16 protein-coding genes are annotated in these 19,581 nt (G+C 60.0%); 11 read left to right on the top strand and 5 right to left on the bottom strand.

Annotated elements, in window-relative coordinates; translation table 11 throughout:
* Nucleotides 1-343: 343 nt before the first annotated feature.
* From gap to BGC09_RS13975, 4 genes are all read left to right on the top strand, one after another.
* On the top strand, nt 344-1,360 hold the full coding sequence (gene gap, locus BGC09_RS13990) for a type I glyceraldehyde-3-phosphate dehydrogenase (RefSeq protein ID WP_069804608.1): 1,017 nt from the start codon (nt 344-346) through the stop codon (nt 1,358-1,360).
* Nucleotides 1,361-1,432: 72 nt separating this feature from the next.
* A complete protein-coding gene (locus BGC09_RS13985; protein WP_069804607.1) occupies nt 1,433-2,626 on the top strand; it encodes a phosphoglycerate kinase in 1,194 nt (397 codons plus the stop codon).
* Between the two features lie 17 nt (nt 2,627-2,643).
* Nucleotides 2,644-3,447, top strand: coding sequence for a triose-phosphate isomerase (gene tpiA, locus BGC09_RS13980; protein WP_069804606.1), 804 nt, complete (start codon nt 2,644-2,646; stop codon nt 3,445-3,447).
* Nucleotides 3,448-3,706: 259 nt separating this feature from the next.
* On the top strand, nt 3,707-4,189 hold the full coding sequence (locus BGC09_RS13975) for a DUF5680 domain-containing protein (RefSeq protein WP_069804605.1): 483 nt from the start codon (nt 3,707-3,709) through the stop codon (nt 4,187-4,189).
* A gap of 192 nt (nt 4,190-4,381) precedes the next feature.
* Here BGC09_RS13975 and BGC09_RS13970 read toward each other — a convergent pair whose 3' ends face one another.
* Nucleotides 4,382-5,794 (bottom strand): class II fumarate hydratase, encoded by a 1,413-nt coding sequence (locus BGC09_RS13970; RefSeq protein WP_069804614.1) that lies wholly within the window; start codon nt 5,792-5,794, stop codon nt 4,382-4,384.
* Between the two features lie 288 nt (nt 5,795-6,082).
* Here BGC09_RS13970 and BGC09_RS13965 point away from each other — a divergent pair, with 288 nt between their 5' ends.
* From BGC09_RS13965 to BGC09_RS13950, 4 genes are all read left to right on the top strand, one after another.
* Complete coding sequence (locus BGC09_RS13965) at nt 6,083-6,649, top strand: ribonuclease FAU-1 family protein (RefSeq protein WP_084658826.1); 567 nt, start codon at nt 6,083-6,085, stop codon at nt 6,647-6,649.
* 94 nt (nt 6,650-6,743) lie between these two features.
* On the top strand, nt 6,744-7,034 hold the full coding sequence (locus tag BGC09_RS13960) for a hypothetical protein (RefSeq protein ID WP_069804603.1): 291 nt from the start codon (nt 6,744-6,746) through the stop codon (nt 7,032-7,034).
* 499 nt (nt 7,035-7,533) lie between these two features.
* Nucleotides 7,534-7,956 carry an aspartate 1-decarboxylase gene (gene panD / locus BGC09_RS13955; protein ID WP_069804602.1) on the top strand — a complete coding sequence of 141 codons (423 nt, stop codon included), beginning with the start codon at nt 7,534-7,536 and terminating at the stop codon, nt 7,954-7,956.
* Nucleotides 7,957-8,307: 351 nt separating this feature from the next.
* Nucleotides 8,308-8,991 carry a regulatory protein RecX gene (locus tag BGC09_RS13950; RefSeq protein ID WP_069804601.1) on the top strand — a complete coding sequence of 228 codons (684 nt, stop codon included), beginning with the start codon at nt 8,308-8,310 and terminating at the stop codon, nt 8,989-8,991.
* On the opposite strand, the gene BGC09_RS13945 is transcribed toward BGC09_RS13950, so the two are convergent.
* From BGC09_RS13945 to BGC09_RS13935, 3 genes are all read right to left on the bottom strand, one after another.
* Nucleotides 8,981-11,155: a serine/threonine-protein kinase gene (locus BGC09_RS13945; protein WP_069804600.1), complete on the bottom strand. Its 2,175-nt coding sequence runs from the start codon at nt 11,153-11,155 to the stop codon at nt 8,981-8,983. The two genes, BGC09_RS13950 and BGC09_RS13945, sit on opposite strands and share 11 nt — an antisense overlap.
* Nucleotides 11,156-11,325: 170 nt before the next feature.
* A complete protein-coding gene (locus BGC09_RS13940; RefSeq protein ID WP_069804599.1) occupies nt 11,326-13,056 on the bottom strand; it encodes a PrsW family glutamic-type intramembrane protease in 1,731 nt (576 codons plus the stop codon).
* Nucleotides 13,057-13,280: 224 nt separating this feature from the next.
* Nucleotides 13,281-13,997 (bottom strand): tryptophan 2,3-dioxygenase family protein, encoded by a 717-nt coding sequence (locus tag BGC09_RS13935; protein ID WP_069804598.1) that lies wholly within the window; start codon nt 13,995-13,997, stop codon nt 13,281-13,283.
* Between the two features lie 306 nt (nt 13,998-14,303).
* Between BGC09_RS13935 and cmk the strand changes: the two genes are divergently transcribed.
* Both cmk and BGC09_RS13925 read left to right on the top strand, forming a co-directional pair.
* The gene (cmk, locus tag BGC09_RS13930) at nt 14,304-14,990 is read left to right on the top strand and encodes a (d)CMP kinase (protein WP_069804597.1); all 687 of its coding nucleotides are present in this window, start codon (nt 14,304-14,306) and stop codon (nt 14,988-14,990) included.
* Nucleotides 14,987-15,775: a lysophospholipid acyltransferase family protein gene (locus BGC09_RS13925; protein ID WP_084658818.1), complete on the top strand. Its 789-nt coding sequence runs from the start codon at nt 14,987-14,989 to the stop codon at nt 15,773-15,775. Before cmk ends, BGC09_RS13925 begins: the two co-directional genes overlap by 4 nt.
* A 171-nt stretch (nt 15,776-15,946) precedes the next feature.
* On the opposite strand, the gene BGC09_RS13920 is transcribed toward BGC09_RS13925, so the two are convergent.
* On the bottom strand, nt 15,947-17,194 hold the full coding sequence (locus BGC09_RS13920; RefSeq protein WP_069804596.1) for a glycosyltransferase: 1,248 nt from the start codon (nt 17,192-17,194) through the stop codon (nt 15,947-15,949).
* Nucleotides 17,195-18,207: 1,013 nt separating this feature from the next.
* Here BGC09_RS13920 and BGC09_RS13915 point away from each other — a divergent pair.
* Nucleotides 18,208-19,581 carry a VWA domain-containing protein gene (locus BGC09_RS13915; RefSeq protein ID WP_069804595.1) on the top strand — a complete coding sequence of 458 codons (1,374 nt, stop codon included), beginning with the start codon at nt 18,208-18,210 and terminating at the stop codon, nt 19,579-19,581.

The raw sequence follows: 19,581 nt of genomic DNA, 5'->3' as shown, positions 1-19,581 counted from the left end.
GCCGCGTGGATGCTGGCACTGGCGTGTGTACAAGCAGGGTACGACAAGGTGGGCCGCTAAGGAAGGGAGCTGCGCCAGGCGGGTGAGTCTGGCAGGAGGGCCTCTGGCGCGTGCAAGGCAACGCTGTGGCCGGCAGGTATGGTGCGGCGGTCGTTCCTCGACGAAGAGGTGTGAGGGGGCAGACAAGATTCTGTCCAGCGTCTCCCGGTGTTTCACGTGGAACACCACAGAGGGCGCGTCTTGTCTCAGGATTGTGGAGGCGCTTTATCCTCCCGCTCCAGCGCTTCTCAGTCATACGATCTATGACTAGTAGCAGCAAGTAGCAAGAAGGAGAAACATCCGCATGGTAACACGAGTAGGCATCAACGGTTTTGGCCGTATTGGACGGCAGTCCTTCAAGGCGATGCTCGAACGTTATCCCCACGAGCTAGAGGTCGTCGCCATTAACGATCTCACCGACACCTACACCAATGCCCACTTGCTCAAGTACGACTCCACCTATGGCCGTTTCCCGGGCCAGGTTGAGGCCACCCCCGAATCCCTCATCGTCAATGGCCACAGCATCAAGGTCCTCGCTCAGCGCGATCCCGCGCAAATTCCCTGGGGTGACCTGGGTGTCGATATCGTGATTGAGTCCACCGGCCTCTTCACCGATGCCGATAAAGCCAAGGCTCACTTGCAGGGTGGAGCGAAAAAGGTGATCATCTCCGCACCTGCTAAGGGCGAGGATCTCACCATCGTGCTCGGCGTCAATGAGCACATGTATGACCCGGCCAGGCACCACATTATCTCGAACGCCTCCTGTACGACAAACTGCCTGGCTCCCGCCGCTAAGGTCCTCAACGACCGCTTCGGCATCGAGCATGGCCTGATGAATACAATCCACTCCTATACGAATGATCAGCGCATTCAGGACCTGGTGCACAAGGATTTGCGCCGTGCTCGCGCCGCGGCCCTCAATATTATTCCAACCACTACTGGCGCCGCCCGCGCTGTGGCGCTGGTAATCCCCGAGCTGAAGGGCCGCTTCGATGGCATGTCCCTCCGGGTACCTACTCCGACGGTCTCGGTCGTCGACTTCGTAGCAACTCTGCGCAAGCCGGCTACGCGCGAGGAGGTGAATGAGGCTTATAAGGAGGCTGCTGCCGGCCCCCTCAAGGGGATCTTGGATTATACCGAAGAGCCGCTGGTCTCCTCCGATTTCCGCGGCGACTCTCATTCTGCCATTATCGATGGCCTCTCGACGATGGTCACTGGTGGCGGTTACATGGTCAAGGTGATCGCCTGGTACGATAATGAGTGGGGCTACTCGACACGTGTGGCCGATCTCACCCACTTCGTCGCCGAGAAGGGCTGGTAGGTCGCGCCGCGGCGTGATCGCTCATTGCAAGGGCGGGGCAAGCCTCGCCCTCTGGATGGAGGGTGCACTGGCATGAATAAGAAGACGGTTCGTGATATCGAGGTGGAGGGGAAACGGGTGCTGGTGCGCGTGGATTTCAATGTGCCTCTCGATGAAGAGGGGCACATTACTGATGATACGCGCATCCGGGCCGCGTTGCCAACGATTCAGTATTTGCTCGACCACGGGGCGGCGGTCATTCTGATGTCCCATCTGGGCCGGCCTAAAGGCAAAGTGGTGGAGAAACTGCGCATGGCTCCTGTGGCTGTGCGTCTGAGCGAGCTATTGCAGCGCCCTGTCCAGCTGGCTCCCGATTGTATCGGTCCCCAGGTGGAGGAGTTGGCTCGGGCTTTACTGCCGGGTCAGGTTCTCCTGCTGGAGAATCTGCGCTTCCACCCCGAGGAAGAGCAGAATGATGCTGAATTCGCTCGCCGTCTGGCGACGCTCGGCGATCTCTATGTGAACGATGCCTTTGGCACGGCCCACCGCGCTCATGCCTCTACAGAAGGCGTTACCCACTATCTGCCCGGCGTTGCTGGCTTCTTGATGGAGAAGGAGCTGAATTTCCTCGGCGCTGCCCTGGAGAACCCCCGTCGTCCTTTTGTGGCCATGATCGGCGGGGCCAAGGTCTCCGATAAGATCGCTGTCCTGGAGCGCTTGCTGACGCTGGCCGATGCCTTGTTGATCGGCGGCGGGATGGCCAATACCTTTCTGAAGGCTGAGGGCTTTGAGGTTGGCGCTTCGCTGGTGGAGGAGGGCAAGCTCGATGTGGCTCGCGGTCTGCTGGCGCGCGCGCGTGAACGCAGACTAGAGCTGGTGCTGCCGGTGGATGTGGTGATTGCCGATCGCTTTGCCCCCGATGCTCAATGGCGCGTGGTGCCGCGCGATCAGGTGGAAGAAGGCTGGCGTATTCTGGATATCGGACCAGAGACGGTGGCGGCTTTCCGCCAGGTGCTGGAGAAGGCCCAGACGATTGTCTGGAATGGCACGCTCGGGGTGGCTGAGATGCCTGCTTTCGCTCGCGGCACAAACGCGGCGATTGAGATTCTGGCAGCCTGTACCGCCCGGGGGGCCACCACTATCATCGGCGGCGGCGATTCCGCTGCCGCAGTGGAGCAGGCTGGCGCTGCTGATAAGATGACGCATGTGTCAACCGGAGGCGGCGCTTCGTTAGAGTTCCTCGAAGGGCGCGTCCTGCCTGGGGTCGCAGCTCTGCAGGATCGCTGAGGGTGAGGTGATCGCTGATGACAACTACCCCGGCGCGCACTGCCATTATCGCTGGTAATTGGAAGATGCACTATGGCCCTCGCCTGGCTTCTAGCTTTGCGCTGGAGATCACGCCGGCTTTGGGCAAGTTGCTGAACGAGTATCCGTACTTACTTTGCATTCTCTGCCCACCGGCTATCTCGCTCTCGGCTGTCCGCGAGGTGCTCGATGCTCTGCTCTTCGAACGCATTGAGCTGGGCGCTCAGAATATGCATTTCGAGGAGAAGGGGGCGTTCACTGGCGAGATTTCTCCGCTGATGGTACGCGAGCTGTGTACAACGGTCATCGTAGGCCACTCGGAGCGTCGCACCTATTTTGGCGAGAGCGATGAGCTGGTAAATCGCAAGGCCCAGGCCGCCCTCGGTCATGGCTTGCGCCCGATTGTGTGTGTGGGCGAACGCCTGGAGGAGTATGAGGCTGGGAAAACGGAGGCGGTGATTCGTTCTCAGGTGCAGGCGAGCCTGGCGAATTTCCGTAGCGAGCGGGCCTGCGACGTGGTGATCGCTTACGAGCCGGTGTGGGCAATTGGCACGGGCAAAGCCTGCCCCGGTGAGGAGGCTCAGCGGACCATCCGCCTGATCCGCGAGCTGTATGCCGATATGTATGACAGTGAGACCGCCAATGCTGTGCGCATTCTCTATGGGGGAAGCGTGACTTCGGCCAATATCGCTGAGTATGTGGCCCAGGCCGATATTGATGGGGCTCTCGTCGGTGGGGCCAGTCTGAAGCCCGACTTTGTGGAGATTGTGCGCAAGAGTATTGAGGTGCTGAAGCAGGCTTGAAGCTCCCTGGGGCAACCCCCGGCGAGCTGGCTCCTCTCTGTCCCCGCTCCCTGACTGACTGGCCAGCCTGGGGGACAGAGAGGAGCTTTTTGTTCTCTCCCTGGGTCTCTTGCCTTAATAACATTGCTCCCCAGTCCGCTACTCGAAGCCAACAGCTCTCTGTTGCAACTGTCAAATTACTGTTACAGTTCGACTGTTGCAGTTAGCGCTGTTAGGCTGCCAGCTCCTACCCTGAGCAGGAGGACGATACGCTTTGTTGATGGAACAGTTTGAGCAAGAGGATTTCCTGGCTTTTCTCCTGGAGGCAAAACGCCATACCTATGCTGCGCTGGGAGATGCGGCCTCGGTGAGACCGTTGCTGCCCGGTTCCCGACAGTTGGAGTGGCACAATGGTGTCTGGCACTATCGCGATATCTACTTTGGTATGGCCTTCTTTGTTGGTCAAGAGGTAGTTTCCTGGCGCGGGCAGCCGGTTTGGTCAATGGCCTATGCTGGCGGTGTGACGGAGGAGCTTGCAGACCAGGAAGATCAGGTCGCCCGGGTCTACGCCTTTTTACGTCGCGCACTGCAGCAAGTATCAGCGGAGCTACCGTTTCGCGGCCCTGCTTGTTGGGGAGAGAATGGGTGGCGCTATGTGAACCATGTAGAGGGTAACCTGAAGATGTTTCAGGGAGCAGAGGAGATAGCTGCTGCTGGAACAGTTCTCTATCGTCTGTGTTATCATGGGGGCTTTTTGCGCTAAATGAGATGCTGATCTGAGTCTACCGGTAGACGCAGTCCGGCCCTCGGGCGGCAAACTGGGTCTGCATGATGGCGAGACGAGCGGGGCTAACCAGCTCGGGCTGCGGGAAGATAACTGCTAAACTGCTACTGCTCTCTTTGCTGGGTCTGCCTCGCTCGTCTCCGAGCGGGTGGTGGGTGAGCTGCTGCCGGCTTAGCCTGCGGCAGGCCCGCCCTCCAGGCCAGGCTGCGTCATGCGCTCTGGGTCCAGAATGCGGGCCAGTTCTTCTTCGCTCAGCTGTGTGCGCTCGCGGGCTACCTCACGCACTGTGCGCCCCGTGCGATGGGCCTCCTTGGCGATCTCGGCGGCGGCGTCGTAGCCAATGATGGGGGCCAGCGCTGTGCAAATGGCCAGTCCGCGCTCGACCATCTCCGGCCCTTTCTCGGTGGCCTTGATGCCGCGCAGGCACTGCTCGGTGAAATTCCGCACGGCGGCGCTGAGCAGGTTGATCGACTGAAGAAGATTATAGGCCGTCACTGGCATCATTACGTTGATCTCGAAGTTGCCCGACTGGCCGGCCACCGTGATCGTGGTGTGGTTGCCCATAACCTGGGCACAGACCATGCACAGCGACTCGGCGATGACCGGGTTGACTTTGCCTGGCATGATGGAGCTGCCGGGCTGGACAGCGGGCAGCTCGATTTCGCCGAAACCTGCGCGTGGTCCCGATCCCATCCAGCGGATATCGTTGGCAATCTTCATCAGACTGACGGCCAGGGTGTTGAGGCCGCCGCTGACCTCCACTGCGTTATCGAGCGTGCTCTGAGCCTGGAAATGGTTGCTGGTCTCGCGCACGCTCACTCCGTTCATTTCGGAGAGCCGACGGCAGACGCGAGCGGCAAACTCGGGATGGGTGTTGATGCCGGTACCAACCGCGGTACCGCCGAGCGCAACCTCGGAGAGTTCATTTTCTGCGTGACGCAGGCGGGCGATGCCACGCTCGATCTGGCCGGCGTAGCCGAGAAACTCCTGTCCCAGTCGGATGGGAGTGGCATCCTGCAGGTGGGTGCGCCCGGTCTTGATGACGGGCCAGAAGGTTTCGGCTTTTTCTTGCAGTACACGCTGCATCTCCTCCAAGGCTGGGATCAGCTCTTTGTCGATGCTGACCAGTGCGGAGAGATGAATGGCTGTGGGGATGACGTCGTTGGAGGACTGCCCGAAGTTGACGTGATCGTTGGGATGGACGAGTCGCGAACCGCGCGCTCCTCCCAGAAGCTCGCTGGCCCGGTTGGCAATAACCTCGTTGGCGTTCATGTTCGTCGAGGTCCCCGAACCGGTCTGGAAGATATCAACGACAAAATGTTCGTCGAGTTTGCCGTCGATGACCTCCTGGGCCGCCTGGACAATGGCGGCAGCGATGCGCTCGTCAAGCAGGCCCAGCTCAGCATTGGTCTGCGCTGCTGCCTGCTTGATCTGACCAAGGGCACGGATAAAAGCACGCGGGAAGCGGAGATCGCTGATGGGAAAGTTGAGAACGGCGCGCTGAGTACTGGCTCCGTAGTAGGCGTTGGCTGGGACGCGCATCTCACCCATAGAGTCGCGTTCGATGCGCGTTTCTTCTGCCAGGCTGCTCACAGCATCCTCCTCGATGGTATCCTGGTCATTCTCCTTGATAGACTAGCCAGGGCTGCGGTACAAGTGCAGTGCAAGACACAGGCACGGGTACGCCCCCGCTGGCTGCTGTCTGCCCCATTATATCACTGCTCTGGAACGCGGCAGCCATCTTCAGGCTGGAGACCAGTCAGCAAGCTGAGGATGCCTCTGCCATCTGGCGCGCCAGACTGCTCTTCGCTATAATGTAGTCTGAAGGCTGCAAAGCATGGATCGATTCTTTCTGTAGGATGCTCGTCAGACATGTTACTTGAAGTTGAAATACAGAAGATGCTCGTGGATGGCAGCGAGTGGGGCGCGTGGAAGGGCTATCAGCTCCCGCTGAGTGACGAGTATGTCTCGATCTGGACGCCAGTCGGTACGCCAATGCATTGGCGACCAGGCACCTGGATTCTAGAACGACATTCGCTTACCTACTTCTGGCCCCATGCCTGGTATACCATTCACATCGGCTACGACCAGCAGGATGGGCACTTTGTCAGCGGCTACTGCGATGTGGTGCTGCCAACCGATCCTTATACGAGTACCTCCCAACGGCTGATCTATGTGGACCTCTACGTTGATGTGGTGATTCGTGAGGATTTCAGCGTCTATACCAAAGACCAGGAGGTCTTCGAGCGAGCCGCTCAGCGCTATCCGCTGGTTGAGCAGGTGCGCCAGCGCTCGTTTGAGGTCCTGGCCTGGCTGGAAGAGCAGGCCAAAGAGTGGAGCGGCCCCTTCGCGGTGATCCCGCGCCGACTGCCGCTGGTGGACTGGGAACGGTTGAGCGTGGAGGAGATGCGCGCAGCCTGGCGCACCGCCCTTCAGTAGGCTGGCACTGGCCGATCGCTCGCTGGGAAGATGCGCCAGGCCAGGCCAGGCAATGGTTGGTTAAAGGTAATCACAAGAAGGAAGGTGGCTGCAGGTGCTCCCCGATGAGTTGCGCCAGGCATTGCTGACACATGGGATCAGTGCCTGCGATGAGGTCGCTTTACGCCAGACGCTGGAAACCTATGTGCCTACCTATACGCTGATCCGCCTGGCTCCCTGGCCCGCACGACGCTGGAAATGTCGCTATCGTCTCTTGATGCGTGACCAGATCTACGATGCTCAGAGCGTCGCTGAAGCCTATGCCCGCGGCTTGCTGGCTGTGCTTGAAGGGCGCTATCAGCCAGAGCCGGAAACCCAACAACCGCTGACAACGCAAGATGAGTGAGGCGCGACCGGCGGCGGCTCTGCCTGCATCCGGCCTGCTTGACCCCGGAGCCGGGGAGCGGAGGGGGCGGGCCTTTCGACGGAGAAAGCAGCTGCTCCGGCTGCTTCTCTCTGCCCCAAAAGGCGAGCGAAAGGTGGGAACACTGTTCCCTGGCCGGGTTTCGATCGTTTAAAAACTGTGAAGGCGCTCCGCCTCTCTGGCGCCTTGACCGTCTGATCTGGCTAGTAGCTACTCGATTGATGGGTCCTTATGTATACTGACGATAAGAGGAGGTGGCAAGGGCTGTTGTCTGGCTGTTGTCTGGCTGTTGGCGCGGCTGGCTGGCGAAACTATTGGCTCAAGCTGAGAGGCTGCCGGCTGACAGCCAGAGCTGCTACATGGGGCAGGAGTCTGCGGCCTTCCCGCCGCTCTTTGAGCAATAAACTGTCTGCTTACTTAAGGCCAGATGGGTGAGCGCCAGAGCAAGCTTATCTGGTAATGAGAGAAAGAGGTGTTCTCTATGCTGCGCACGATGTGCAAATCAAAGATTCATCGCGCTACCGTCACGATGGCTGATCTCAACTATGTCGGTAGCATCACCATCGATCAGAATCTCTTGGAGGCTGCTAACATCTATCCCTATGAAAAGGTCCAGGTCGTCAATGTCACTAATGGCTCGCGCCTGGAGACGTATACGATCCCTGGCGAGCGTGGCTCGGGGGTCATCTGCTTGAACGGCGCGGCTGCTCGCCTGAATGCCGTTGGCGACATTGTCATTGTGATGAGCTACGCCCTCTTTACCGAGGAAGAAATCCGCTCATTGAAGCCGCGCGTTGTCCTCGTCGATGAGCAGAACCAGATCACCGAGCTGCGCGAAGTTCCTCTGATCGAACTGCTGCCCGAGGCTTTGGCTGAAGAGACCTACGCCGAGGCCGCTCGCTAAGCGCAGCGCAGTAATTCATATCATGTAACCGCCTGGTTACATGAATTACTGCTTACGTAGAGCCTATCGAACGTTCGTAAGATTTCCCCTGGCGATACCAATCCTCTCCAACATTCCGGCTGTTCCCACCACTGTTTCCCGTGCACATTGTGTATGCTTCCTGCCGCTCTGCTCGTGTCGCTGTTCGCTTCCTGACTGGCTGGCTGACCCAGGTCGCGTAGTGGTTTCGGCGTGCTTAGGCTGACCGATCATCGCTGTATGCTATGGAGCGCAGGCGAGTCGGAGGTGGGCGTCGCCTGCCGTACCGCTGGCTGCATTGCGCCCGTGGCTGCGACGTGCTATAGTAGATCCATGCAGATTACCGCAATAGAGCCACAGGCGAACAAAAGCGAGCAGGTGAACCTCTTTGTCGACGGTCAGCGCCTGCTCACGGTCAATGCGCTGGTAGTGGAGCGCCTGGGCCTGGTCGTTGGTCAGGAGCTAAGCCCGGAGCTGCTGGCCCGGCTCCGACGAGAGGCTGCTCTCCAGCAGGCCCTCGATCGCGCCTTAAACTACCTCTCTTTTCGTCCACGCAGTCGCCAGGAAGTGCATCATTACCTGCGGCGGAGGGGGGTCGATCCCGATCTGATCGAGGCGGTGCTGGAGCGGCTCACCGAGTTAGGTCTGGTTGATGATCGGGCCTTTGCTACCTTCTGGGTGGAGTCGCGCGAGCGTTTTCATCCCGAGGGAGCCAGAGCCTTACAGAGCGAGCTGCGCGCGCGGGGGGTAGCGCCTGACGTCGCTGCCGAGGTGGTGAGCCAGGGAGACGATGAGGAGCGGGCCTTGCGGGCTGGCCGTAAGAAGGTGCAGATGCTCTTGCGCAGCGGGGCCTCTAAGAATTATGAAGTCTTCCGCAATCAGTTGGGGGCTTTTCTGCTGCGCCGTGGTTTCAGCTACGAGACGGCCAAGCGGGTCGTCCGCCAGCTCTGGCATGAGAGCCGTGCCAGCGCCGCGGACGTCGACCCCGCTGGTCCCGCTGATGAGCCTATGGAGTAGAGGAGGCTTTGACAGTGGGCGAAGCTGTGGCTGTCGCCTTCGCCGAGCCGGAGCCACTGGTCGAGGGCAGCTGGAGGCTCGGCAGGTTCGTGGGATTGACAGGAATGATCTGGATGCGCTGCGGATCATCGGGCAGCAGATCGTTGTTGCTGCCGGCGAGATGGATGCTGACCGACGCTGGATCAACACCTGGCAGCTTCTGTAGATAGGTGCGGGCCTGATTCACCTTCAAGCCTTTGATATGGCTTTTCATGCCCTCCAGCTCATCTTGAGAGAAAAGGTACTGCGCTAAGGCCGCGGCAGGCACCTTGAGGATGGCCGTCCCCTGATTATCGACGCTTTGCACGCTCACTTTGCCGATCTGGGTCGTCTTCAGCTGGGCGTGGGCTCCCAGTTGCTGCTGAGCCTGTTGCCCCAACAGTTGCAACACCAACGAGCGCACATCTCCCAGGAGAAAGTACTCGACGCTGCCCTGTTCGGTCAGAGTGACGGTCACAGTACTGCTCTCGACCCCAATGGGGGGATTGGTCTTCTCGTCCACGTCGGAGAAGACAATGTCTCCCACCTGCTGAGCGTTTTGCTGCTGGAGCTGACGCTGCAGATCTTGCGTGATCTGGTTGACCAGAATTTGCTTGGCCTGGTTGGCCAGCCTGATCTGATCGACAATATCGACCGATTGTTTGCAGTCGAGGACCAGTAAGGTGCACTTGCGGCCTGTGGTAGCTCCTTGCTGAGAAAGCGTCTTGCTTTCGCTGAGCACTCTGGCTGGAACAATTTTGCCCGCCGTGTCCACCTGCTTGGCCTTGAGGCTGGCGGTGATCGTGAAGACCTGCGAGAGGGCGCTGGTGCGAGGGGTAATGTTGATGGCGGCAGTCGACAGGCCGGGCGCCTCCAGAAAGAGCAGGCCGCCGATGAGCAAGAGCACCAGGGCGATGGTCACGAAGATCAGGGCGAGCCAAGGATTCTTACGCCGGCGAGGGGGACGGCTGCCAAACCTCCCGCCTGGGCCGCTGGCACCGCTGAGGACTTCGCGCCCCAGATCCATCGTCGGCGCGTCGTAGTCCTCCTGTGCAAAGCCCCCCTGTCCTGAGAGAGAAAAGGGCGGTCGCCCTCCGGAACGGAACGATGGGCGGGCAGGGGGGGTATAGGGAGACTGGTCGGAGGCATCTTCGGAACGCTGCAAGGTCATCACCTCGGGAGGAGTCTGGCCCGGCGGGGCCGGTGGCCGAGAAGCAGCACGCGGAGCGGCTGCAGCTTGTGGACGTGGGACAGTTTGGGCAGCCGCCCGCTGAGCTGACTGGCGACGCTCGCTCTCCAGCTTCGCTGCGGCGCTCGCCCGATAGGCCTGCTCGAAGGCCGCCAGCAGCTCCTCGGCGCTGCTGAAGCGCTCTTCGGGACGCTCGGCGGTCGCACGCTCTACAACGTAGGCCAGCGGCTCAGGGAGGTTGGCACGTGGCTGCTCCTGCGAGGGCGGCTGACCAGTGAGCATCTGGTAGAGAATGATACCGAGAGAATAGATGTCGTTGCTGACGGCTGCAACACCCTGCAGGCGCTCGGGAGCCATATAGGCCAGCGTCCCTACCTCGTTGCCGGGCAGGGTCAAAGGCGCATCGGCATGCTGCCCCTGGATCGTGGCAATGCCGAAATCGATGAGGCGCACATAGACCTTGCCATCGTTGTTGCGATCCAACAGCACATTGCTCGGCTTCAGATCACGGTGAATAACGCCCCGGCGGTGGATATAGGCCACGGCTTGCACCAGAGCAGTGAAGAGCGTGTAGACCTCGGATAGCGGAAGAGGGCCACGCTGGAGGCGCTGGGCCAGCGTGCCCCCTTCGATATAAGGGGTGACAAAGAACAGTCGCCCCTGTTCCTCGCCAAACTCGATCAACGGGAGAATATGCTCATGCTTCAGGTGGGCATTCACCTCGGCCTCGCGCAGAAAGCGCTGACGTGCAATCGGATCATGCACCAGATCGGAACGCATGATCTTGATGGCTACCTCGCGGCCAAAGGCCGTGTGCTGGCGGGCCAGGTAGACCTCGCCCATGCCACCCACATCTATGCGACGCACCAGCTCATAGTTGCCGAAGCGCCGTCGGTTGCTGCTGCTGCTGCTGCTGCTTTGCTGGCTCCTCTGAGCGTTATTCTCTGACTCTGGCATAGGAAGACCGAGTTGCTCCCTCATCTCCCACTCCCCTGGCCGCCGCTCCCTGCCTCTAACAGAGAGACGGGCATCCAAGATAAAAAGCAAACAGAACGTGGCAGGCATCACCCGGCATCGCGCGCCCCACGGTGAGGATGGGATGGCGGCAATGCCTGCCTCTGCCGGTATTATACCCCGACAGCTGCCGGTCGCCCACTGGAAGGAACTGCCGCTTCAGCCGGCGCTGGCGTCGCCTCCTCCTGATGATGTACACGTAGCCAGCGTACGATCAGGATGAAGAGCACCAGGAAGACGATTGTTAACAAGAGGATTAACAGCTCATCGAGGCCGAAGCTGATGAACCCCAGATTCAGCTGCCAGCTCTCAATGGCTGGCCCTACTGGCGCGGGAAGCAGCGTGAGCGAACCGCAGGCGTTCCAGAGAGCATGCTGTAGCACCGCGTACAACCAGCAAGCGAAGCCGAGACGGAAACGCCGCTGTTTGGTGCGAATCAGGTAGTACCAGCCCAGGGCTACCATGCCTGCCCCCAGACCGTGCAGTAATCCCGCCCCTGAACGTACCAGCGCCACATGGACCCAGTCGCTGTACCCCATGCTGATGTAGCTAACAGTCTCGACCAGGTCGAAGCCAAGCCCGGCGCTCATCCCCAGGATGAAAGCCTCGATCCCGCTGGTGAAGCGCCCACTGATCAATGCTACTCCCAGCGGTTTGACCGTCTCTTCTACCAATGGAGCCACTACCACAGCCAGCACGATGACCAGCGTCTTGGTTCCTGTCTGGCAAATGGGGTTCGATGGATCATTCAAACAGGCCGCGTTAAAGGTGGGACCTGTGGCCGCAAGGAGCAGCGTCGCGGAGAGTTCCAGCAGCGAGGCCAGCAGAATGCCCAGGGTCGCCCCACTGGTCAGGGCAAGCGTGAAACGTCGCCACGTGGTCGACCAGCGAGCATGGCGCAACAGATGCAAACCCAGTGTGAAGAGCGACAGAGCGGGAAAGATGGCTGTGAGGAAGATCAGGACTGTGGTCCCTGGTAGAAAGGCAACGGCCTGATGGGTGGCCTGCAGGATCAGCCCGATGGCGAGAGTAAGGACATAGCCAATCAGAAAGATCCAGAACGGCGGCATCTTCAGGATATGGCTCGGCCTGCCTAACAACGAGCGGATGCTATGGTAGAGACAGAAGCTGCCCCCGACCAGGCCGGCACAGGTATAGACCAGCGATTGCACGGTCAGGGGATAGAGTTCTCCTGTCGATCGCGTAGTGCTGGTGAGCAAGGTCGCAAGGCTGGCCAAGAGCAATGACCCTAGACCGACCAACAGGGTCAGCCCCGAACAGATGAGGCCAATGATCCCCAGCGCCACCTGGTAATTGTCTCGTGGGGACTGGGGAGCAGCGGCAGGGATTGGCTGCCAGTAAGCGGAAGGAGCCGACCAGACTGGCCAGCCCGGGTAGCCTGGATAGGACGGATAGCCGGGATACCAATAGCCTGGCCAGTGGGGCGGGCCACCGGCATAGGGCGGATAAGGCGAATAGCCGGGATAGAAAGGATAAGAGGGTGCTCCGCCGTAGGCTGGCTGGGATGCGTACCCCGAAGCTGCCGGAGCCATCGGCGCTGACATAGGGGGCGCAGGTGACGTCGACGGTGAGGGCCAGACACCCCAGCCCCATCCTGGTCCACTGCCGCCAGGGATCACCGGACTGGAACCAGCATGCTCCCAATAGGTAAATTGCGCCGGGCCAGGTGCCATTTGGTTGACCGCCTGATTCACAGAGACAGCCCCCTGCTCCCCTGGAGCTGCCAGCTGTCCAGCCCCGGCTGCCGGCGCGGTCCCCGTTGCTGGGGCCTTCTCCCCACTCACTGGCTGCTCAGGAAGCGGCTGATCCGCTCTCTGCTCCACCGGCAAGGGCGGCTGCTTCGGCTGAGTCGGCGTCTCTTCTGACGCATGTGTGACTTTCTCGTGTTCTGAACTCACTGTCAATATGCCTTTTCCAGGAGCTTCTACTGTTGAACGATTGATTGCTAGACTCGTTCAAAGCATATGACAAATGACGAAAAATGTGAAGAGCCAAAATCTGGTACTTGTGCCAGACCTGCCAGAAAGAAGCGCATTCTGCTGTCTGGCTAGATCTGGCCCTGTTCCTGAGCAAGCGCACTCAGGCGATTGCGCACCTCCCAGAGCTCGGGATAGAACATATCATGAGTAGTACGTTCGAGAAGGGGCATAGGTGTGCCGCCAGTGCCCATTGTCGTCGCGCCAATCATACGCTCGGCGAGCTTATAGTGCCGGAAGCGGAAGGTCTGCATCACCTCATCGTAATCGATGAGGGCCTCGGCGAAGGCATGCAGTAAGGGATAGCGTCCGGCCTGGAGGTAGACGTCGCTGAGCGAAGCGCCTGCCGCGGCCAGCAAGGAGCGGAAGTCGTCCCAGAGCGGCGGCGAGAGGCGCTGCAGCTCGCGATAGCCTGGCGAATCGCTGCCTGCCCCCCCGGCCAGCAGCTTGCGAAAAGCGTGAAAGTCCCAGGGGGACATTGTTTCGAGCATGCGCATATTCTCCAGCAGCAGATACTGGATGCGGATCACACGCTGCAGCAAACGCAGCGCCTCATGGAGGTTCGCCTCCTTGAGCAGGCGGCTGATGCTGCGCAGCTCGAAGGCTGTTTCCTTCCACCATAGCTCGAACACCTGATGAACGATCTGAAATTGCAGCTCATCGTGATGGGCCAGCTCCTCCTCTGGCTTCTGTAAGGATAACAGTTCAGAGAGCCGCAGATAGCGTGCATAGACGCTCTCGCGGCGCGCAGGGCGCTGTACCTCAACGTGTTCGGATCGCTTGCTCATCGTTGCAACCTCCTTCACTGGAATGGGGGAAAGCCGGCGCCTATGCCGTCCTTCTTCTTCTTCTTCTGATGGCCTCCTTCATCAGGAGGATAGCACGTGCCATAAGAAGGATACCATTTCTGACGAAAGAACGCTCCCTTTTCATTCAATGGACGAAGCTCAAAGGGAAGACTAAAGCTATAGGGGGGAGGCGGCGGTGGAGGTGAGTCAGAGGGACAGGAAAGTCAAGGGGGGCCTGCTTTGCTGAGGAGCTATGGTATAATCTTAGCGACATTTGCAAGCCGACCAGAAAGGCTCGGAACCCACATGGAGCAGGCGGAACGCATTGCCATCGATGGACCAGCCGGCGCCGGTAAGAGCACCGTGGGGGAGCGCTTAGCGCGCTGTCTGGGCTATCTCTATATTGACACCGGGGCCATGTATCGGGCTTTGACCTGGCTGGCCCTAGAGCGGGATCTCGACCCGCACGATGGGGAGGCTCTTGGGCGCCTGGCGCGCGAGGCCAGGATCGTCATCAGCCATCCTCATATTGAGGACGGGCGTCAGTACACAGTAACCGTCAACGGCGAAGACGTCACCTGGGCCATTCGCAGCCCTGATGTAACCCGTACCGTCTCGCTGGTCTCTGCCCATCCCGAAGTTCGCAGCGTCCTGATTGAGGCCCAGCGCGCGCTGGCTCGCCCTGGCCGCGTCGTCATGGTTGGACGCGACATCGGCGCCGTGGTCCTGCCCGACGCCGAGCTGAAAATCTATCTGACGGCCAGCCTCGAGGAGCGCGGACGTCGACGCTATGCCGAACTGCTGGAGCACCTCGGCCATGATCACCCGGCCCTTCCCTCCTTTGAGGAAGTGCTCGCTGACATTCGGCGCCGTGACGAGATTGACCGCGAGAACATGCAGCCGGCGCCCGATGCCATAGTCATCAACACCGACCATCTCAGCATCGCGCAAGTTTTGGAACGCATCTGTCACCACTTTCGGGGAAAGCGATGAAACAGGAAGTCAGCCTCTCCTCCGACCAGGAGCAGCCGGAGAGCCGGCAGCCACTGAAGCGCACGGCTTCCAGCCGGAGCGACAGGGACCTCTATCAACCCTACGAGACACCGACGCTGATCTATGAGATTCTGCGCATCCTGGCTGTGCTCCTGCTGGCCGTGATCGCGCGCATGCGCCCGCGCGGTCGCCACCATATTCCGCGTCAGGGCCCCTACATTATCGCCTCTAATCACCTCGCCTGGACCGATATTCCTCTCATTCCGATCTATGTGCCCCAGAAGGTCGTCTACATGGCCAAGGAAGAGGTCTTTCAGGGACGTTTGCGCTGGCTGGCGCGTTTTCTTGGAGCCTTCCCCGTCCGCCGCGGCGAGGGGGATCGCCAGGCTCTGCGCGCGGCGGAGGCCGTGCTGAAAGCCGGTCGGGTGCTGGTCATCTTCCCCGAGGGCACGCGCAGCCGCACACGCACGCTGGCCCGCGCTCACGCCGGCCTGGGAATGATTGCCCTGCGCGCTGGCGTGCCAGTTCTGCCTGTGGCTATCTGGGGCAGCGAGGACCTCTTTAAGAAGTTCCGTCCCGAAATCCATATTGTCTACGGCGAGCCATTGCTCTTTAAGCCCCAAGGCTCCAAGATCACGCGCGAGGAGATCGAAGAGGCCACCGAGCGCGTCATGCGCAGCATCGCCGCCCTCTTGCCGGCCTCCTACCGCGGCGTCTACGCCGAAGGACTCTCTCCCGCGCCTGAAGAAAAGGCTGAGGCAGGCAAGCTGGTCAGCGATGAGTAGTGCACCATCGGGGTGGGGAAGGAGAGCGAGGAAGAGAAGGATGATGAGGCCGCAGGCCCGGTCTGGCCAACCAGGCGACCCGGGCCCGACTTGCTCCTTTCGTCCCTGATTGGCAGCCCGGCCCCCAAGGCTGCCAATCAGAAAAGGAGGCGCCAGAACGGTGTGCTGGACTCAGGCACTACCAACCAGCTGCTGGACGCGCAGCAGGGCTGCCAGGTAGTCGCGCAGCATCATGGGCAACAGAAAACGCTCCTGAACGCTGCGATGGGCAGCCTCACCCATCTGGCGCCACAGCTCACGCTCCTCTAGCAAGCGCAGTGTATAGGCCGCCGCGCTCTCCGCATCATCGGCAAGGAAGCCGTCGTACCCATGAGTGATCTGGTAGCGCACCCCAGTCGCCGAGGTCCCCACTACTGGCTGATACTTCCACATCGCCTCTGTTACCGTCAGACCGAACCCTTCCCGACTAGAGCGCTGCAAGATCACCTGCGAAAAGCGCTGGAAGGCATTGACCACCGGCGCGGTCAGCTGGGCCGGGTCCCAGAGCAGATGAATATCGGGATCATCGCCCGCCCGCTGTTGCAGATCGGCGAGAATAGCCTGGGCACGGATGTCATCGCTGGCCTCCAATGCTCCAACAAGCGCTACCTGGACCTCCGGATGACGTTGCTTCACCAGGCGATAGATCTCGATCACCTGCCACGGGTTCTTCCAGCGCCCGAAGCGCGAGACCTGGGTAATCAGGGGACGACCTGGATCAATCCCACAGCCAGCCAGGAGAGCAGCCCCCTCAGCCTCGCTCAAGGGCGCATGGCGCTCGCTAAAGGGATCGATCCCCAGGGTAATCACTGCGGCGCGCCCGGCAGGCAACTGCGGGAAGACCGAGAAAGGCGTGTTGAAGGTGCATAAGGCATAGGCATCTAGAAATTGACTGATGTAGGTGAGCGCCGCTGGATCAGGCCGGGCAGTATCGATGTGGTTGAACCAGAGAGCCGGGCGCATGTATGGGAACAGTTGCCCCAGAGGGACAAGCTGAATATCGTGGATATAGTAGAGATCGGCGCGCTCAGCGACGAGCGGCTGCATGGCGGACCGCAGCGAATCCAAAAACTGGCGCTGGTCCTGGGGAGTAATCAGGCCCGGCTCGCCGCCCTGCAGCATGTCGGTCAGCCGCGCCATAAAAGTGGCGGCGAACTCGTCAAGCTGAACCACTCGCCAGGTATGAGGGATGCCCAGCTCCCTGACCAATGGCAGGAGCACACGCAGTAAAGCAGCCACACCACCGCCCTGCGCCGTCGTATTAATGTGCAGAACATGCACGCCCTGGAGAGGACGCGCCAGATCGTAAATCTCGGAGAGCAAAGCGTCGCTCACCAGACCACGAAAGCGTTCCAACCCAGGCGTTGTCACAATCGTCATGGCCCTCTCCTTCGCCTGCTTTCAGGCGAAACCATCTGGCTCCTCTCACTAAGGAGCCAATAAAAGCTGGCAGTGAGCGTAGCGTATCACAACCACGTCCTGGCTAGCTTCCATAGGTGATTACAACTGGCTGAGCGATTCCATTCCCACAGCAGCGCCCCCTTTGGAGAGCCTTCTGCAGCGAGAAAGCATGACTGTCTGGCCAGGAGCGAAAGAAACAGAGGAACCGCCCAACCCAAGGCCATCATCAAGCGAGCACTACGGCCATCCCTCGGCTTCCTTCATGACAAATCTCCTGGCGGACTTCTCTCAAAGTGGTGGAGGAAATACTTGACAAACAGCCAGAGGTATGTTATATAGAGCCTGTCAGGAACTTTTTGGATGCAGTGGTCCCTGCATGGTACCTGTTGCCTACGAGCACAAGTCTGGAAAGACGTTCTGCATTCAAATGACCCCTCCTGCGCCAGCCAACCAAGTCATCTGCGAAAAAGGGTGATTACGCGCCATATCGCGATGGATTCTGGGGCAGCCCAGCTTGGCGGCGCTGTTTCCCCTGAGTAGTTTATCGATTGCCTGTCCGGCTCCGTCCCTCCTGATGGGACAAGGCAGTTTACTGTTTTTTGTTGTTCACCATCTTCTACAGGGCGGGAAGCGTATATGTTGACCATACTCAAAGGTGTACCGGGTCCGGGATATTGCCTACAAACGATGCCTTCGACGGAATATCCGTTTAAGAGGGATACCTGGGGTTACCTGGTGGGATGCGCTTCCGCCACCTTCCTCTGCAGAAGTCTCCTCAATATTCGTCAACACTTTCTGCGAAGGCGGCAGGCGTAACTCCCAGAGCTGTCAGCGCCAGTCGACCCGTGTTCTCTGGTTCCTGTATCCGTCTTTGCCTGCGCGCGCGCGCGTGATCCACCGCGACATGCTGTCGTCGTGATCTTTCTCGTTTTGCGCGCTTTATACGCTTTCTACTCTTATCGTCATGTAGTACTGTGACGGAGAAGCTGCCTATGGACAAGAAGTTGCTCATTGAGTACCTGAATAGCCGCCAGATTCCGCTGACCGGACAGGAACAAATGGTGACATTGCATCAGAGATTGTGCGAGGCGGCTCCCGAATTCTACCTGTTTCTGCTGGCTGATCCATTTGCAGATCTCTCGCACAAGCGAGAGATGCTGGCCAATCTGATTCGCTTGCCAGCAGCCCACACTGTTACCAGGCAGCGCATTGTAGAGCAGCTGCGCGTGCTGCCGGCTGAGGAGGCTTTGCTGGTTGCCGATGTGATCCGGCAGCGGCGCATCAATAACCGGCGCGCACGAGAGATTGGTTTGCAGCTGCTGATCGGTCATGAGCAATTCCCACAGCTGGCGGCGACACGGCGACAGCGGGTGACGCTCTTGTTGAAGCATTTGCTGGGAGAGCGTACCTGGTCTTCGGTCCGGCGCTTCCTGGCGCAGCCGAGCGAGGTCGGTGAGAAGTTCCTGCGGCGCGAGTTGCTGCACTACGCTCCCGACCCAGCGATCGCCCGGGAGACGCTGTGCTTCCTGGCGGGGGTGCCTTTCGATCCAACTGATCCGACGTTGGCAAAGCGTATGGCCGCTCGTGAGCAGCTAGAGCAGGGGGAGGGTCTCCCACGCGAGACCCTCTTCGGCCTGCGCGGCATCTATCACCGCGATGTCCCTGCCAGCCGTGTGCGCTCGCTCTCCACTTCGACGGCGCGAGTTGCACGCCAGGATGGCCCGTTGACCAGGCTCTATAGAGAAGCGCTCCTTCAGGAGTTGAAGGGGGAGGAGTACTGTGAAGAGCTGTGGCGGCGCACGGAGCAGGCCGTGGCCTCGCTCCCTCTGGTTGAAGCGCGGCTGGCAGTGGTTCTTGATCTGTCGGCCTCGATGGCCTCGTCTGGCGAGCGGGCCTGTCATCCGGTAGCTCTGGCGCTGGCCCTGGTGCGCCTGCTGCAGCAGCGTGTGACTTCGCTGACGCTCTATCAGGTCGGTGGCAGTATGCCGGCCAGTGAGGAGCTGTTGCCCCAGCCGCGGGGTATGACCGATCTGGCCAGCGCTTTGCTGGAGGCTGCTCGCAGGCAGCCGCAGGCGATTCTGCTGATTACCGACGGCTACGAGAATCTGCGTCAAGGCGATGCCGCCCTGATCTTACAGGGCTTGCGCCTGCTCGGTCTGACCATGCCTGTCTATCAGGTAGTGCCCGTCTATACCAGCTCTGAGCAGCTGACCCGGCGCCGTCTGGGCGACGATTTCGTGCTGTTGCCTGTGCAACATGAGCAGGGAGTGCGTGAGGTGCTGACACGTCTCTTCCTTGATTACGCGGCTGAGTCTATCTCTTCGGTTGAGGCGGAACAGGTGCAACAACTCTTGCTTACGAGGTGA

It is taken from the genome of Thermogemmatispora onikobensis (assembly GCF_001748285.1).
In the GTDB taxonomy this organism is placed as follows: Bacteria; Chloroflexota; Ktedonobacteria; order Ktedonobacterales; family Ktedonobacteraceae; genus Thermogemmatispora; species Thermogemmatispora onikobensis.
The sequence above is the reverse complement of the archived record's forward strand: the minus strand, read 5'-3'. Positions and strand labels throughout refer to the sequence as shown.

What these genes read in the sequence shown, in the direction of transcription:
- BGC09_RS13920 (WP_069804596.1), bottom strand. Translation starts at nt 17,194, where the DNA reads ATGACGATTGTGACAACGCCTGGGTTGGAACGCTTTCGTGGTCTGGTG.
- cmk (WP_069804597.1), top strand. Translation starts at nt 14,304, where the DNA reads ATGGAGCAGGCGGAACGCATTGCCATCGATGGACCAGCCGGCGCCGGT.
- BGC09_RS13915 (WP_069804595.1), top strand. Translation starts at nt 18,208, where the DNA reads ATGGACAAGAAGTTGCTCATTGAGTACCTGAATAGCCGCCAGATTCCG.
- panD (WP_069804602.1), top strand. Translation starts at nt 7,534, where the DNA reads ATGCTGCGCACGATGTGCAAATCAAAGATTCATCGCGCTACCGTCACG.
- tpiA (WP_069804606.1), top strand. Translation starts at nt 2,644, where the DNA reads ATGACAACTACCCCGGCGCGCACTGCCATTATCGCTGGTAATTGGAAG.
- BGC09_RS13925 (WP_084658818.1), top strand. Translation starts at nt 14,987, where the DNA reads ATGAAACAGGAAGTCAGCCTCTCCTCCGACCAGGAGCAGCCGGAGAGC.
- BGC09_RS13965 (WP_084658826.1), top strand. Translation starts at nt 6,083, where the DNA reads ATGTTACTTGAAGTTGAAATACAGAAGATGCTCGTGGATGGCAGCGAG.
- BGC09_RS13945 (WP_069804600.1), bottom strand. Translation starts at nt 11,155, where the DNA reads ATGCCAGAGTCAGAGAATAACGCTCAGAGGAGCCAGCAAAGCAGCAGC.
- BGC09_RS13975 (WP_069804605.1), top strand. Translation starts at nt 3,707, where the DNA reads ATGGAACAGTTTGAGCAAGAGGATTTCCTGGCTTTTCTCCTGGAGGCA.
- BGC09_RS13985 (WP_069804607.1), top strand. Translation starts at nt 1,433, where the DNA reads ATGAATAAGAAGACGGTTCGTGATATCGAGGTGGAGGGGAAACGGGTG.
- gap (WP_069804608.1), top strand. Translation starts at nt 344, where the DNA reads ATGGTAACACGAGTAGGCATCAACGGTTTTGGCCGTATTGGACGGCAG.
- BGC09_RS13935 (WP_069804598.1), bottom strand. Translation starts at nt 13,997, where the DNA reads ATGAGCAAGCGATCCGAACACGTTGAGGTACAGCGCCCTGCGCGCCGC.
- BGC09_RS13950 (WP_069804601.1), top strand. Translation starts at nt 8,308, where the DNA reads ATGCAGATTACCGCAATAGAGCCACAGGCGAACAAAAGCGAGCAGGTG.